Below are 13504 nucleotides of genomic sequence, written 5' to 3' on the forward strand. Positions count from 1 at the left end.
GGCAAATATGGCACCAGCTCCAATTAACACCACGCTTCCTATGACACTCGCAATAATCTTGAATCCTTTTCTATTTTCCTTTCCAGGCTTTACTAGCGTTTTTACTTCATCCGCTGGACTATAAGAGGGTTCTTCCTTCCTTTCTGATGATTCTTCTTGATATTCATATTCTTCATGAAAAGGAGAATCGTTGATTTCTCTTTCTAATGTTTCTAACAGCTCCTTCTTTTGTTCCTCTTGTTCTGGATCTAATTGCATCACATTCATTTTTTTAGAAATGTGATCAAAAATGTGATCTGCATATCTCGAACCAAGCGATAACGTACCGTTATAAATTTCATTAGAATGACCATCTAACAAATCAAAATCAATATGTTCTTGCCGCCCTGCCTCTCTATAAACTCGTTCTAATCGCTTCGTTAAGATATAAGCTTCATGAAACGAATATTGCTTACCCGACTCAATTTCAGTTCCATTGCTACTCTTAAAAATGACAAACATGGCTTCTCCTTTCTCACATTTGATTTATATTTACTTTCATTTCGATTGATCTCAAAATGCATAGTACAAAAAAGAACCTAATACAAGGAAGACAGCAAATAAAAACGCTAATGGTAAAAGGTCTCTTAACAATCTTCCTAAAAAATCAAAAGCTCGCTCAGTTGACACCATACACATGAAAATAAAATAACAAACCGTAAATGCTAACATAGCTATCAATGTCACGATCAAGTAAAATCCTACTGGATTACTATAAAACTCTTTAAAGGACTGTACGATAAACCCCATAATCCAGCCTCCTTTTTGTATCAAATTCAAATTGTATTAAACTAACTATTTTCATTTCGTTTACTTTTATTAGTTGAATACTGTTTATAAATTCCTAAAACAAGAGATAATACCAATATAAAAATGGGCAATATAAAATAAAATTCTGTTGGAATCCAATCCATCTTTGGAACTGTTATTAATGGTTCCATAACTACCTCCATTATCTTGTTTTAATAACGTTTTAGTTTTCTATAAAATTCAAATTCTAATAAAAAAAGGCAACAAAAAAAGCCATACCTTTTGCATAGCCTCCTCATTGCCTTAATTATATTTTTTCACTATTTCATCCAGAAAAACGGAAATAAGATTTGACCAAATTTCACGTTGCTATTTACGCTCTCTGCTAAGTATTGGCATCCCATTACGATAACAAGTCCGGCTGCCCCACCAAGAAACCACCAAATACATTTATGTCTTCCTCGTTCGCCGCCCCAAATTAATAGGTAAGCGCCCCAGCAAAATACAATCGCTGTACTAACCATTGCCCCTCTTTGCATCCACGCAATAAATGAATTTCCTGTATTAATTAGACCGTCCATCGCATCACCTAACACTAACATTTGAGATAATGTTTCCAACATTGACATATACTTTCACTCCCTTTTCATTTTAAGTGCTTATACGTTACTAAGTTGATTTGATTCATTCGCCTTGCTGTCTTCCTTTACTTCTGTTGATGTTGCTTTATAAGCCTGTAAAGCTTTCATTACTAAATCTTGATTTTCTTCAATGTATTTCTGATGATGTAAATGAAGCCAATGGTTATAATCCTGACCATTGGCTCTTAATAGGTTTGCTACCATATCTTTTTCTTTTTTTAATTCCCTTTGTGTAATCGCCACTATATCACCACCTTTCAATGATTATGTGATTACTTCTGATATTGCTCTTTGCAATTTTGCACAAAATAGGTAACTTCTTTTTCAAGTTCTGAAGGTTTAATTTTTGGAATTTTAATATCTTTTTTCAGCTTACCTTTTTCATAATATGCCAGGGAATCTCTTTTTTGAGATAAGCCCCAATCATACGGGTTGCTGGAACCCGGTATATCTTCTCTCTCTTCATCTAATTCTTGCACTTGAATTTTTTCTTGCTGTGCTACTTTTTTTACAACATGAAGCCAATCCTCTCTTTTCTTTTTAGTGGAATTTAACAAAACAAAACCTGTGCCATCCTCACTCATGAACTTCTTCATTTCTAACGGACTAAGTTCCATTACTTCCCCTTTTCCCGAACTAAAGACAAATGTTGAACCAATACCAATTGCAATTAACAGTCCAACAATAGCGGAAATGATCCACCCTTTACGACTCATGTGTGTTCCTCCCTATGTCATATTTTTATAAGCGATTTTGAAGTGTGATGAGACACTTTTAAACTCCAACATCTGTCTTTATTTTATAACATTTAAAGGAAAGTGGGATAGAAAATGGAAATATCATTTATGGCTGGAATGACGAACCCTGTATTGGCATGCGTATAGAGACTAATCCCGACCTAGCTTCTATATGCCCAATACCGCACTACGTATTTTGGCTTGAACGTAGAACCTTATGTATCTACTATTGTGATGTTCCTCGCTTCTTCAGAATGTCAAAATGGGATATTCCTCACGAGTACTGACACAAACAGGTCTTTGATACACTGCATTTCCCAGTGGTCACAGATGAGTTTTACGATCTTACTCACCCAACGATAATCGTATACCTAACCCCTCTAGTGACCTTTCGAAGGGAGGCACGCATATATATTGTATATTTCACCTTTCTACATCATTACTGAAAGGAAGAGATACACAATATATATCTAAATTGTCAAAGAACAACTTACTTTGTGCTATGTTCTCAGCACACTTCAAAATCGCTTTATTTATTTACACTTTTGTTTGACAGCTACTAATTCCGCATGTTTATTTTTTCGTTTAGCAATTAAGTTTTGATGTTCATCTCTAACCGAGCGCACTTGATAATAAATTTGAGCTACCTTTTCGATGCTTCCTGTGCTATTTTCAATTGCGATGGTACCTTTCAGTTCGTATGTTTTTCCATCAAAAGTTTTAACACTATGAGCTTGTGATGCCGCAATATCATAAAATGTGAGTCTTTTTTCTTTTCCCATATGAACGCCTCCTATTTTTGATAAAGAAGGGAGAAAATCGCTTCTCCCTTGTCTAGTTTTCTAGCCATCTAGATAGGATGAAATAGTGAACGAGTGCTTCATATCATGCTAGGATTGTTGTGTTATACGAAGTTATGATGCGTTGTGCTGCCTCTTTTCCGTATATGTGTTGTAATGCGGATTGAGATTCAACTACGATTGAATGCTGAATGTGGTATGTTGCGCTTTCTTTCAAAAACTGCTCCATATGAGGGATTGGGTACAAATCATATTGATGAAATACCAGGTGAATCGGTCTTATATTCTTGCACTCTGTTAGATATTGAAGAAAATTTGATAATGCTTCCCCTCTCTCTTGATACGTACTCGTTTCCGTTTCTACACTGATGTACACAACGGATTTTTGTTTTAGATCCATTTGTAGCATTTCATAACCAGTTAATAAATCATGTTTGATGATGTGATACCCCTGTTTTCGTTTTTCGTGATGGGTGTCTTCATAAAAGATACCTTTTGGATCAAAAATGAAAATAAAATCGTTGGCGTTTTCTTTTACACCTTCTATGACAGTTTTATAAGCTCCAAAACGAGCTTTTATGACACCTGCAACCTTTTCCCCTTCATTCAGTTCTTTCAACGCTCTAATCACCTTTGTATACTTCTTGGATACGCCTAACATGCGTTGCACTCCTTCCTACTTCATTTTCCTCTTATGATTACTACTGAAACCAAAAATACTCTCTCTCTGGATTTAATTTTTCACGCTGATATTTCTCTAGATTGTATAGCAATGTAACAATTATCGTATCCCTTGTTTCTTCTGAATAAAAACCTAACTCATGGAAGATACAATAAGCTGGATGCTCCTTCTCAAGCGAATTTACTACTTCTACCAAGTTTGCCTCACTTTCATATAATTTTTCTGTGAACTCAATAGCTTTTTTCACATCTAAGTAATACAAATTTTTATGTCGTTGATTCAGATACAAAATACTTCCCGCCAATAATTTTGTAGCGTGTTCTATACAATAATCATGCTTTTTTATTGGTTTTATTACAGTTTGAGCGATAGAAATTGCTTGCATCAATTCTTCAGACAACCAAGCACTCTTGCGCTGCATATCGTCTTTCCCAAGTTTCCCTATTTTTTTCATTTTACCGACGTAGATTTCTGACATCTCATATCATCTCCCTCTCGGTTTCTTATATCTTGCTCCCTATCCAAAAAACAACGATCCAAATGGGAATAACGAGTATACATGCATTCCGACATCCAATAGCAAAGCCTAACGGATTTTCATCAATTTCGCTAAAATGAGCTTCATATTCTTTCATATTAAGATTGAGCTTTCTTACGGTTTCTTACTGCAAATACAGCTCCAATTAAGCCGAGTACGACACATGCAAGACCAATCCATTTTATGTATGGATTTTCGGCTTTACCGCCTGTTGTCGGAAGATACGTTTCAATTTTCTTTGGCGTTTGTTCTAGTTGTGGTTTCATAACAATCTGTTGTGGTTTCTCTAGTTGTGGAATGACAGGTTTTTCGGTTACTTTTGGTTGTTCCGGTACCTGCGGTTGTGGTGCTTCTGGTTGCTCTGGCTTTTGTGGTATTTCTGGTTTTTGTGGTTGTTCTGGCTGTTCTGGTTTTGGTGTCTCTGGTGTAGGTGGTGTCGGTTTCTTCTGGTCCTTCACCGTATGCTTAATAATTTGACCATCCTCTTTAATTTCAAAAGGGAAAATCTCTTCATTCAGTAGATATCCGTCTGGTGCGAACGTTTCTTTATACGTGTACTTTCCATATGGAAGCTTGAATTTTGCAATGCCGTTTTCATCCGTTTTTCCTTTTGCAACTTCTTTTCCTTCCTCGTTAAAGATGGTAAATTCAGCGTTTGGAAGTTTATTGTTGCCATCCGCAATATCTACCTTACTAATCTCTAACTCACCTGTGATGTGCTTATTTTTCGCTGTTAGCATGATTGTCTTTCCTTGTTCCGAGATACTAAAAGGAATAGATTCTTTCGTTAAAACATAGCCAGTCGGTGCTTGCTTCTCAACAAATGAGTATGCTCCAAATGGTAAGTCTTTCACTTCAATCAAACCGTTTTTATCACTTTTGTGTTCACTTATTTTCTTCCCTTTACTATCTTGAAGAACGAACACTGCACCTTCTAATTTTTTATCTGGATTCTCTCCATCTACTTTTAGAAGTTGCACGTTTCCTTTTACTTCTTTATTTTCGACTGTGAATGTTAGCGTTTTTCCTTGTTCTTTAATCTCGAATGGATATTTAGTTTGATTAAGAAGGTATCCTTCTACCCCTTTTGTCTCAACAAAATAATACTTTCCATACGGAAGATCCTTCACTTGTGCAATACCTTGCTCGTTTGTAATTGTTTTTGTGACTTCTTTTCCCTCTGCTGTATACACTGTGAATTCTACTTTTGGAAGTGTTTTTCCACTATCACTTAGTTTTTTAATCTCCATGTTTCCTTTTATCTTCGTATTTTGCACTGTAATTGTTGCAACCTCACCTGTTTTAACTTCAATTTGTTGTGGCTGCCCATTCAGTACATAGCCAGTAGGTGATTTTACCTCTTTAAGAGTATAAGTTCCGATTTCTAAACCAGAAAGGCTTACTGAACCTTGCTCATTTGTAGTCAAAGTGCCTACTTTTTGATTTGCACTGTTCATGACTTCAAATACGGCACCTTGTAGCAATTCTTTTTGTTCTCCTACTTTTACAACTTTCAATCCACCAAGAGATTTCCAGTTTACTTGTAGATCGGCACTCACTTTTTCCTCATTTTTTTCTAAAAGGACTGTTGCATCTTGGACTTTATCAGTTCCTTGATAAGCGACTGCCTGCAAATTAGAAAGATTAGATGTTACTTTTAAGGAAAAGTTACCTGTTTGAGAGGATTTCGGTATTAGAATACGGAATTGTTCTCCTAAATTGAATTGTTGTTTTGTTTCACCTTTTGTAGATACAACTTTCGTTCCACTCGGTGCATTAGCTAGTTGAACTGTAAATACACCGTTCTTAGCATTACTTTCAATTTCATACACTGTCGTTTCAAAGTACTCACCGTTTAACTTCGCTTCTTGATTGTCTGTTGGCGTTACATTCATGTACAGGTCTTGTGTTTCCTGGCTTGCATTTGCACCACCAATAATAGCTTTTACAGCTTTCGCAACATTTCCATTACGATGCTGAACTTCATTAATGTCAATTTGACCTAACGCTGTCCAAACACTAAGCTGTGTCGCATAATGCGCTTCTTTCCAGTCTGAAACACCTAATTCTTCAGGACTCTTTTGTGGATATCCATTTAGAAGAACTCGATACACAATATCATCTGTACGCCCCATTTCCGGAAGATCATTACCGTTTGGACTTAATTTTCCATACGTTAAGCAATACGCAATTTTCCCATTCGTATTCTTCAACAACTCTGTCCGTAGGTTTTTCCCATACATGGGACTAAAACTCCAATCCATTTCGTACTTCTCACGATTAATAACTTCAGCACTTGCCTTGGTAAGTGGAAATACAAAACTTAAGACAATTAGAAGCATACTCATAGCAATGAGTAACGTTTGATACGATCGTTTCAACATACTAACAGCTCCCTCAAATGATATGCAGTTTTCAAAGATCAGTTTTTAATCATTAATTCTATTTGAATTACTAGTTTTTTTTACTATAATTAAACTTATATGGTTACTTTGGAACTTTATTTAGTAACTTTAACTTTTTTATTTATTCTCGAACTCGATAATAAGTTGGTATAAAAAAGTATTCGACCGGTTTATTAAAAAACTCAGCAATTTTTTCTGCCCTTTCGGAATTAACACTTGTTTTTCCTTTCTCGATCGCATGAAGAACTTGAGGTTTAATGTTAACTTTTTGACCGAGTTGTGTTAAAGAGTAATCTTTTGATTTCCGTTCAATTAATAGCATAAGTATTAAATACCTCCTCTCAATTAGTATAAATTAAGTATACATCACTTTTAAAGTGAAAAACAAGTAAAATTTACTAAAAAATAAAATATTTTAGTTTTATTTACTTAAATATATGCAAAATAATATGTATTCTATACTTTTTTTAGTATTTTTAACACATTTAGAATATGAATTTATATGAAAGGACTAAAAATATGAATATTTTTAGCGAGCGTTTACGAAAATTACGTCAAGAACGTAGTTGGTCAATGAAGGAATTAGGGGAAAAATTAAGTGAAGTTGTAGGATCTTCTTTTAGTTCTGCATCTGTATCGAATTGGGAAAAGAAAGGTTCAGAGCCACCATACAACATCTTGGCTGCAATATCACAAATTTTTGATGTTAGCGCTGACTATTTAATAGGAATAAGTGACACACCTACTCTAAATAATGAAATAGCTACAGAAAAAATTGAGCATAAACAAGACATAATTAATAATGTAGAATTATATTTGACAATAAGTGAACATAAAAAGAAACAAGACATATATACAAAAGTAAAAGAGCTACATCAAGAAATTCTTTTGTTGCCTGATAAAAAACAAGAACAGTTAGAAAAAGAACTGACTGAATACCTTAAGTTTTTTGGATATAAGTACGATCAGTTACATGTAGATTTCGTTAATTTCACGAATTACCTTCAACATGAACTACAAAAAAAGGTCTCTAATCATTAGAGACCTTTTTTGAAAATTACACGCATAATTTAATTCAATTAATCTATAAACAAACTGTTTAAGTAAAAAATACTAATTATTAGATTGATATTCTATCTTAATAGTTATAAAATTAATGCATAAATAAATTTATCGTTTAAATTATTACAAATAAAAAAACCCTACCACAAGCCATTTTTAATTGATCTATCAGTTTGGCGGCTGAATCAATTAAAAATCCTAAAGAAGTAGGGGTTTTATCCATATTAAAATATATATTATCTACAACTATTATAGCACCTAATATATATAATGTGAATAAAAACCTCTACTTTTCCAGCATTTTTCTGTTTCTTTGTGGTGGAAAAAATAGGAGGTTTTTTCCGTGTTATTAAACAACTTTTTGCTTAGTCGAGCAAAAGCTGAATTAAGTCCTCGAATTAAACATTTATCAAAAACACCAGGAACTATTAATCAATCAATCAAGAAAGTTACTACTTATATTGATAATATTGTTCATGATGATGAAGGTGTTACCACAAAAGATCACCTTACGAAAAGACAATTTGAAGCCTTTGAGACTATCTTATCTTATTTAGTACAAGAAGGTTATGCCCAAGTAAGGCAAGAACAAATTTGTAAAAAATCCGGTATTTCTAAACCAATTATTAATTACGTGTTAAAGTGGCTGCAAGATTTAGGAGTATGCCAACAAATAAAGGTAAGACGGCACGGAAAGATTGCTCCTTCCGTTTACATTTTGACTATACATAACAATTATTTAAAAATCATTGAATACTTCAAGGTAAAATGGGCTTTAGCTGTTGATATATGCTCTACTTTTACAGAGTTTTTAAAGAAGAAAACTTCACAAGGAAAAAATGAATCTGAAGAGGAAAATCAAATATCTGTTTCTTCTAATGGATTAGATATTTTTGATATTAAAACAGAGCGAGAAGAAGACTTAAACACTTACTTAAGTGAAGATCAGAAAAGAGCTTACCACCATATAATGAGTCAACGTGTTACAAGTTTAACTGAAAAGGATGCTTATGTTATTGCTTTAAGATTGCCACCAGATTTAAATAACTTAGAAACGTCTGGTGAGTGGGCTTTTGATGAATCTGTTAAATGGTTCAGAGATAACAAAGCTGATTATAGCGCTCCAGCTCATTTTATGACAATGTTTAGTGAGAAATTAAAGTTTTATCAAAAACAAAGAATAATTGAATCTCAAAAACGTCTTGCAAATATGGGGATGGATAAAAAGAATAATAGTACAATCCCATTGGATTTATTCAAAAAAATGCTTATTCCGAACCTGTAAACCTCATTTTTCAAAAATACTTATCATTTAGCCTTGCTATGCTTGAAAAAATCAAGCATAGCAAGGCTATTCGTCATGTCTTTATTAATCCTCCACTTTCTTTAAGTTTCTTCAAGCACTTAAAGAAAAAAACAACCACATTTTTTACTAGAATTTTCCTATTACGATGCAAAATTCTAGTAAAAAAAGCCTCCTCTTTTAAAAATAAATACCCCAAATTTACCCACATTTTAACCTAGAAATTTACTAAGCTATATTTCTAAATCGCTTGTGAGAGTAGACATCAAAGGCTATATTTTAGTTCTAATGTTTTTATTGGTTTTACTTTTTTAAAACAAGATTTAATAAATAAGGTATTCTAATAAAAATTTGTAATTATTTAGCGAGGCTTATCAAACTTATAAAATACAAAGGGAAGATTGTAATTAACTTACAATCTTCCCTAAATTTCTATACCACACTTTGAAGCACAATTACTTTTTAAATAGTTTAGTAAACCAGGATTTTTCCTGTTGACTAGATGATATTAATTTTTTGGTTTCTTGCACCTCTTGAATTAGTTCTAACAATTGTTGATCCTTACTACTTATTGTAGAATCAAAAATCTTTTGTTGTTCCTCAATTTTGGTGAGAAGTATTTTATTAGTTGCCTCAACTTCTTTCATATGTTGAATGAGCTGTAGATTTAGCGCTTCTTGATTTTGAAGATGTACAGCAACTTCTTTCATATTCTCGTACATCATTTGAAGAATTGGTTTATTCATAAGTTCATCCTGTGTAGCTTCTTCATCAACCACAATATAGTTTACAGTTCCCTTTAATACGTTCTCAATTACATCAGGAGGTTCTTGGGCATCCTTCATATTGGCTATTAGCTTAAAAAGCTCTAGGGATTCCCTTTGGTATCTTAGGGTTCTTCCCTTTGTTCCTGGTACTGTTGCTAAGTATGGTTTGAATTGATCTCTCCAAGCTTGAATGGTTGTACGGGGTTTTTGAAGTATCCGTGCAATATCAGCAAGAGAATAAGTTTTTTTATACGTACTGTCCTGGCTGCCGTGCCACGATTCCTCTGTGTGATCTTCCCTAGTCGTCATTCGTCGTCACCACCTCGTTTTATGTCTTTAATACGTTATTTCAAGTTGGCGTTTTATCGTTAATGGTTAAAATCAATGTTCGTCATGTTGTTGAATGTTCGTTATTCGTCTAATTCGATTACAAATAGGTGTTTTCCTTTCATAAAAAGTTTCTAAAAATAAGTACGACTTAAGTCATACTTATTTTTAGAAAACAGTTGTTTTTTTGGTTAAATGTGCTAAAATAAGATTATAAGTAATACTTAAGTCGTACTTAGATACGAAAGGGAGGAATTTTTAATGAAAATTGGAAGAAAAGTAGCCGATTTCGGAAACAGTTTTAATAATTTCATGGTGGATGGCTATTACTTTGAATTGGCAACGAATGTAGTAAAAGTTTCTAAGAAAAAAGCGGAAGATTTACTTGTTGAACGTATTTTAAATCCAGAGGATTTGTTAAATAGTTTATTAATTTCAACTGAAATTGACGGAGAAGAATCTTATTATGTGTTGGGACGATTAGCTGAAGATAATCAATTAGCAAATTCTCATGTAAATAAAATGCACGATAAAATTAAAAGCCCGATTCCTTATATAAGCTTTTTAGGAGCAATTGCATATTATCACGCACTGAACGCTGATAAAGACGATAATGAAGTTGAAATCGAATATATGAGCATGATGTTACCAATATGGTTGTTAAAACGTGAAGAGAAATTTAGCATTGCTCACAAGATGATGGAGCAAAGATTTATAGATGAACATAAGGTTAAAGTTTTAACACCAGGTATGGAAAGAGAGTTAACTATTACTGTTAACACAGCAAAATGCCGAAACGAATCAGAAATTGCTAGACATTCATTGAAATACAAAATGGTAGCAAAAGATAAAAATTCAGATGTAATCAGTATTGAGAAACGTTTGGAAGCTGAAAAATTTGATGATTTCGAAGTTGTACTTACTGATATTGGTGGAGGATCAACGGATGCTGTACGTTTAGGAAAAGGGCTTACTACACCTAAACACAGAGATTCATTCCAGGTAATCGATATTGAACCATTCTTAGGGTATATTGACCGATTTAGAAAAGAGAAAGTACTTCAATATTTTAAAGATTTAAGAACACTAGAAACATTTATTGTTAAGAATTATAAGGATCAAGAGTACGTGCTAACGGATGAAAATACAGGTCAAGAGCATGATTTTACTTCTGAAATTGTAGAAGCACTACAAGAATATGCAAAAATTTTAGTTGCTAAAGTACTAGATGTGTTTATTCCTTCAAGTACAAATACAGTTTTAAAATTCATCTATATTGGTGGGGAAGCTCCAGTTTTAGAACCATATATTAGATTGGCGTTATTAGATCATATGAATGAAACGGCTGCAAAGAATAATCATTTCTTCTTAAGTGATATTATCAAACGTGATGAAAAAGAAATATTCGCCCCAACATCCAGAACAATTAACTTAGCTGCTTTAGAGTTGAAAGCAATTGATGAAACAAAAGAACAGTTAGCTTAGAATAAAAGGACGTGCTAATATATGGCTAAAAGGAGAAAAATGGCATTAGGTGCTGAAAACATGCCCGATGACGTATATGAAATCCTTAATGAAAAGTCTAGTAGTAGGCAATTAACAAGCTATGTTGTCGATTTAGTACAAAATGAGCAACGGTATGAGCAACTAATGCAAAAATTAGAAAGTGTAGAAAAGAGATTAAATCTTTTAAACACAGTTGAAAAAAAATTAGATCAGTTACTTTCCAATGGGTTTGTTACTATACAAAAACAAACAGATTTTAAAGGTGAAGAACCAGATCTTAAAGAAGGTAAAATTATAAATGCTACAGAGGTAATTGGTGGTATTGCTAAAGAAGATAGTGAAGAAGCGGATTTTTAAAATTCAAAAAGCAAAAGACAACAATGCATACTAACAGAGTGGAGTGCTTATTTTTTATAAAGGCACTCCATTTCTTTATACTTTAAGGAAATACGCTACTATAAGAATAAAAGAGGTGAGCAAATGGAAACTCAAGTGAATAAACCCCAAAAAAGTGCTGGATTTTTAAAGTCCGTTTGGTTTTGGGTATTACTTATCGGCATATTATATTTATGTAAAGCATTTATTTTACAAATCATAGGTATTCTATTGATTATTGCTTTTATTTGTTTAGGGTTTTATTATCTTGGTTACTTGTTGTTTGGACTAATATCCTTAATTATAGTTGTAGGTAGTGTTATATGTGCCATATGTATTTTAGGATATTTTTTATAATATTGAAGTGTAAGAAGGAATGAGGATTATGGAAAAGTACCCAGTGGAATTTACAATTAAATCTCCTAACGGTGAAGTGTATGAACCGGATATTGTATACATTACAGCAAATACCCCCGATGCTGCTATCGAGCAAGTGGAAAAAGAGATCGAGTCCAGAATGGGAAAGTATTATACATATAAAGTTAAAATCAGTATTCAAAATGAGGAAAAGCAACTTACTTTATTTTAAAAGCTTTTAATAAAGTAAAAGGGGAGAAAGAAATGCACACAGGACTACGAATTAAAGCCATAGTTAAGAGTGATTTTAGAAAAATGATTAATAAAATCAATAATGAGGAAGCGTATTTTTCTGAATATGTAGACCAGTTTTCGTTTTTGGATAAGTTAGCAAAAACAAGAAGGTCAGATTTAATCCCAACTGGAACAACAGTGTATATGCCGACAGGCTGGCTAACAGGAGAATACCCTAATGAACAAGCCACTGATGGTTTTGAACGCAACATTGATATGAATACAGGCTTATGGACATTTCAATGCTGCCTTAAAAATTACGATAACGAAATAGATATTTTTCTAACAGATGTATTAACAAATATTATTGAAGAGGCTCATCATATTGAAACTAAACATGAAGAAGATGAGGAAAGTAAACGGTTTGAATACGTATATGGTGAAATCGTTAGAGTTGTATAGATTGCAAAACACTTTTCGCATGATATAATATAAGTACTAACAAAGGTATACTCTAGTTAATAAAATCATACAATTAAAAAAGAGAGCAACATGCGCTAACATGTGCTCATCTTTTTACATAACCATAGCCGTTAGGGTGATGGTTATCGTTTAACGTTTTGTCTTACGAGATCCACCCTTTTTCTTTTGCTTGCGACGGCGATAAGAAAGGGTGGATTTCTCGTTATCTAAATACTTTTTCTTAAAAAGGTGTGCGACGCTTTCACGTAATACACCTTTAAAAATTTCTTTAAGAAATTCGAGAAATGTTTCCATGGCTTTTTCACCCCCTTCCTCCACTACAAGTAGAAAGAAGAGAAATGACAACCATGCACCCTAACTTTTCGGTTACTAAGATAGTATAGCATAGTTTCGTATTGTTAGAGACTAATGTTATATTTCATTGTGCATTTAGCTACAAAAGAAAGACTACTAGAATTAAAATTAATTATGTATGTAAATTAAAATAGAGGGGATTAA

Annotated in this window: 19 protein-coding genes and 1 pseudogene; 7 read left to right on the forward strand and 13 right to left on the reverse strand. The window is 33.2% G+C overall.

Going from position 1 to position 13504, the window contains the following annotated elements; translation table 11 throughout:
* The 11 genes and pseudogenes from ACLBXA_RS28560 to ACLBXA_RS28610 form a co-directional block, all read right to left on the reverse strand.
* Positions 1 to 501 (reverse strand): annotated as a pseudogene (locus tag ACLBXA_RS28560) (hypothetical protein); the annotation flags it as partial.
* A gap of 51 nt (positions 502 to 552) precedes the next feature.
* Positions 553 to 789 carry a hypothetical protein gene (locus tag ACLBXA_RS28565; protein ID WP_161114089.1) on the reverse strand — a complete coding sequence of 79 codons (237 nt, stop codon included), beginning with the start codon at positions 787 to 789 and terminating at the stop codon, positions 553 to 555.
* Positions 790 to 830: 41 nt separating this feature from the next.
* The gene (locus ACLBXA_RS28570) at positions 831 to 980 is read right to left on the reverse strand and encodes a hypothetical protein (protein ID WP_176520634.1); all 150 of its coding nucleotides are present in this window, start codon (positions 978 to 980) and stop codon (positions 831 to 833) included.
* Between the two features lie 129 nt (positions 981 to 1109).
* Positions 1110 to 1418: a hypothetical protein gene (locus ACLBXA_RS28575; RefSeq protein ID WP_000062187.1), complete on the reverse strand. Its 309-nt coding sequence runs from the start codon at positions 1416 to 1418 to the stop codon at positions 1110 to 1112.
* Positions 1419 to 1448: 30 nt separating this feature from the next.
* Positions 1449 to 1673, reverse strand: a complete 225-nt coding sequence (locus ACLBXA_RS28580) for a hypothetical protein (protein WP_114556576.1) — start codon at positions 1671 to 1673, stop codon at positions 1449 to 1451.
* 29 nt (positions 1674 to 1702) lie between these two features.
* Entirely contained in the window at positions 1703 to 2146 is a 444-nt protein-coding gene (locus tag ACLBXA_RS28585) for a hypothetical protein (protein WP_098208252.1), read from the reverse strand.
* Between the two features lie 554 nt (positions 2147 to 2700).
* Complete coding sequence (locus tag ACLBXA_RS28590) at positions 2701 to 2949, reverse strand: hypothetical protein (RefSeq protein ID WP_000514061.1); 249 nt, start codon at positions 2947 to 2949, stop codon at positions 2701 to 2703.
* A gap of 103 nt (positions 2950 to 3052) precedes the next feature.
* Entirely contained in the window at positions 3053 to 3628 is a 576-nt protein-coding gene (locus ACLBXA_RS28595) for a hypothetical protein (protein WP_081144116.1), read from the reverse strand.
* 40 nt (positions 3629 to 3668) lie between these two features.
* The gene (locus ACLBXA_RS28600; protein ID WP_447617687.1) at positions 3669 to 4127 is read right to left on the reverse strand and encodes a TRAG family protein; all 459 of its coding nucleotides are present in this window, start codon (positions 4125 to 4127) and stop codon (positions 3669 to 3671) included.
* Between the two features lie 158 nt (positions 4128 to 4285).
* Entirely contained in the window at positions 4286 to 6571 is a 2286-nt protein-coding gene (locus ACLBXA_RS28605; protein ID WP_447617688.1) for a SpaA isopeptide-forming pilin-related protein, read from the reverse strand.
* A gap of 142 nt (positions 6572 to 6713) precedes the next feature.
* Positions 6714 to 6914 carry a helix-turn-helix transcriptional regulator gene (locus tag ACLBXA_RS28610; protein WP_074596352.1) on the reverse strand — a complete coding sequence of 67 codons (201 nt, stop codon included), beginning with the start codon at positions 6912 to 6914 and terminating at the stop codon, positions 6714 to 6716.
* A 197-nt stretch (positions 6915 to 7111) separates the two neighbouring features.
* Between ACLBXA_RS28610 and ACLBXA_RS28615 the strand changes: the two genes are divergently transcribed.
* Together ACLBXA_RS28615 and ACLBXA_RS28620 are read left to right on the forward strand one after the other, a co-directional pair.
* Positions 7112 to 7633 carry a helix-turn-helix domain-containing protein gene (locus ACLBXA_RS28615; RefSeq protein ID WP_202441462.1) on the forward strand — a complete coding sequence of 174 codons (522 nt, stop codon included), beginning with the start codon at positions 7112 to 7114 and terminating at the stop codon, positions 7631 to 7633.
* A 364-nt stretch (positions 7634 to 7997) separates the two neighbouring features.
* A complete protein-coding gene (locus tag ACLBXA_RS28620; RefSeq protein ID WP_161114093.1) occupies positions 7998 to 8939 on the forward strand; it encodes a Replicase RepFR55 in 942 nt (313 codons plus the stop codon).
* Positions 8940 to 9412: 473 nt separating this feature from the next.
* Here ACLBXA_RS28620 and ACLBXA_RS28625 read toward each other — a convergent pair whose 3' ends face one another.
* On the reverse strand, positions 9413 to 10033 hold the full coding sequence (locus ACLBXA_RS28625; RefSeq protein WP_447617689.1) for a DUF3967 domain-containing protein: 621 nt from the start codon (positions 10031 to 10033) through the stop codon (positions 9413 to 9415).
* 279 nt (positions 10034 to 10312) lie between these two features.
* Between ACLBXA_RS28625 and ACLBXA_RS28630 the strand changes: the two genes are divergently transcribed.
* The 5 genes from ACLBXA_RS28630 (at position 10313) to ACLBXA_RS28650 (ending at position 12985) form a co-directional block, all read left to right on the forward strand.
* The gene (locus ACLBXA_RS28630) at positions 10313 to 11536 is read left to right on the forward strand and encodes a ParM/StbA family protein (RefSeq protein ID WP_161114094.1); all 1224 of its coding nucleotides are present in this window, start codon (positions 10313 to 10315) and stop codon (positions 11534 to 11536) included.
* A 21-nt stretch (positions 11537 to 11557) separates the two neighbouring features.
* Positions 11558 to 11914 (forward strand): hypothetical protein, encoded by a 357-nt coding sequence (locus tag ACLBXA_RS28635; RefSeq protein ID WP_098289629.1) that lies wholly within the window; start codon positions 11558 to 11560, stop codon positions 11912 to 11914.
* A gap of 123 nt (positions 11915 to 12037) precedes the next feature.
* Positions 12038 to 12289, forward strand: a complete 252-nt coding sequence (locus ACLBXA_RS28640; protein WP_447617690.1) for a hypothetical protein — start codon at positions 12038 to 12040, stop codon at positions 12287 to 12289.
* A 28-nt stretch (positions 12290 to 12317) separates the two neighbouring features.
* Complete coding sequence (locus ACLBXA_RS28645) at positions 12318 to 12521, forward strand: hypothetical protein (RefSeq protein WP_161114096.1); 204 nt, start codon at positions 12318 to 12320, stop codon at positions 12519 to 12521.
* Positions 12522 to 12553: 32 nt separating this feature from the next.
* Positions 12554 to 12985, forward strand: coding sequence for a hypothetical protein (locus ACLBXA_RS28650; protein ID WP_098289624.1), 432 nt, complete (start codon positions 12554 to 12556; stop codon positions 12983 to 12985).
* Positions 12986 to 13135: 150 nt separating this feature from the next.
* On the opposite strand, the gene ACLBXA_RS28655 is transcribed toward ACLBXA_RS28650, so the two are convergent.
* Entirely contained in the window at positions 13136 to 13300 is a 165-nt protein-coding gene (locus ACLBXA_RS28655; protein ID WP_202441463.1) for a hypothetical protein, read from the reverse strand.
* Between the last annotated feature and the right edge of the window lie 204 nt (positions 13301 to 13504).

The sequence above is a fragment of the Bacillus sp. D48C genome (assembly GCF_053345735.1).

Bases quoted from the DNA above. Each gene is read 5' to 3' on its own strand.
- ACLBXA_RS28605 (WP_447617688.1), bottom strand. From the start codon at position 6,571: ATGTTGAAACGATCGTATCAAACGTTACTCATTGCTATGAGTATGCTT.
- ACLBXA_RS28635 (WP_098289629.1), top strand. From the start codon at position 11,558: ATGGCTAAAAGGAGAAAAATGGCATTAGGTGCTGAAAACATGCCCGAT.
- ACLBXA_RS28595 (WP_081144116.1), bottom strand. From the start codon at position 3,628: ATGTTAGGCGTATCCAAGAAGTATACAAAGGTGATTAGAGCGTTGAAA.
- ACLBXA_RS28650 (WP_098289624.1), top strand. From the start codon at position 12,554: ATGCACACAGGACTACGAATTAAAGCCATAGTTAAGAGTGATTTTAGA.
- ACLBXA_RS28645 (WP_161114096.1), top strand. From the start codon at position 12,318: ATGGAAAAGTACCCAGTGGAATTTACAATTAAATCTCCTAACGGTGAA.
- ACLBXA_RS28585 (WP_098208252.1), bottom strand. From the start codon at position 2,146: ATGAGTCGTAAAGGGTGGATCATTTCCGCTATTGTTGGACTGTTAATT.
- ACLBXA_RS28655 (WP_202441463.1), bottom strand. From the start codon at position 13,300: ATGGAAACATTTCTCGAATTTCTTAAAGAAATTTTTAAAGGTGTATTA.
- ACLBXA_RS28615 (WP_202441462.1), top strand. From the start codon at position 7,112: ATGAATATTTTTAGCGAGCGTTTACGAAAATTACGTCAAGAACGTAGT.
- ACLBXA_RS28600 (WP_447617687.1), bottom strand. From the start codon at position 4,127: ATGTCAGAAATCTACGTCGGTAAAATGAAAAAAATAGGGAAACTTGGG.
- ACLBXA_RS28610 (WP_074596352.1), bottom strand. From the start codon at position 6,914: ATGCTATTAATTGAACGGAAATCAAAAGATTACTCTTTAACACAACTC.
- ACLBXA_RS28565 (WP_161114089.1), bottom strand. From the start codon at position 789: ATGGGGTTTATCGTACAGTCCTTTAAAGAGTTTTATAGTAATCCAGTA.
- ACLBXA_RS28640 (WP_447617690.1), top strand. From the start codon at position 12,038: ATGGAAACTCAAGTGAATAAACCCCAAAAAAGTGCTGGATTTTTAAAG.
- ACLBXA_RS28575 (WP_000062187.1), bottom strand. From the start codon at position 1,418: ATGTCAATGTTGGAAACATTATCTCAAATGTTAGTGTTAGGTGATGCG.
- ACLBXA_RS28630 (WP_161114094.1), top strand. From the start codon at position 10,313: ATGAAAATTGGAAGAAAAGTAGCCGATTTCGGAAACAGTTTTAATAAT.
- ACLBXA_RS28570 (WP_176520634.1), bottom strand. From the start codon at position 980: ATGGAACCATTAATAACAGTTCCAAAGATGGATTGGATTCCAACAGAA.
- ACLBXA_RS28625 (WP_447617689.1), bottom strand. From the start codon at position 10,033: ATGACGACTAGGGAAGATCACACAGAGGAATCGTGGCACGGCAGCCAG.
- ACLBXA_RS28590 (WP_000514061.1), bottom strand. From the start codon at position 2,949: ATGGGAAAAGAAAAAAGACTCACATTTTATGATATTGCGGCATCACAA.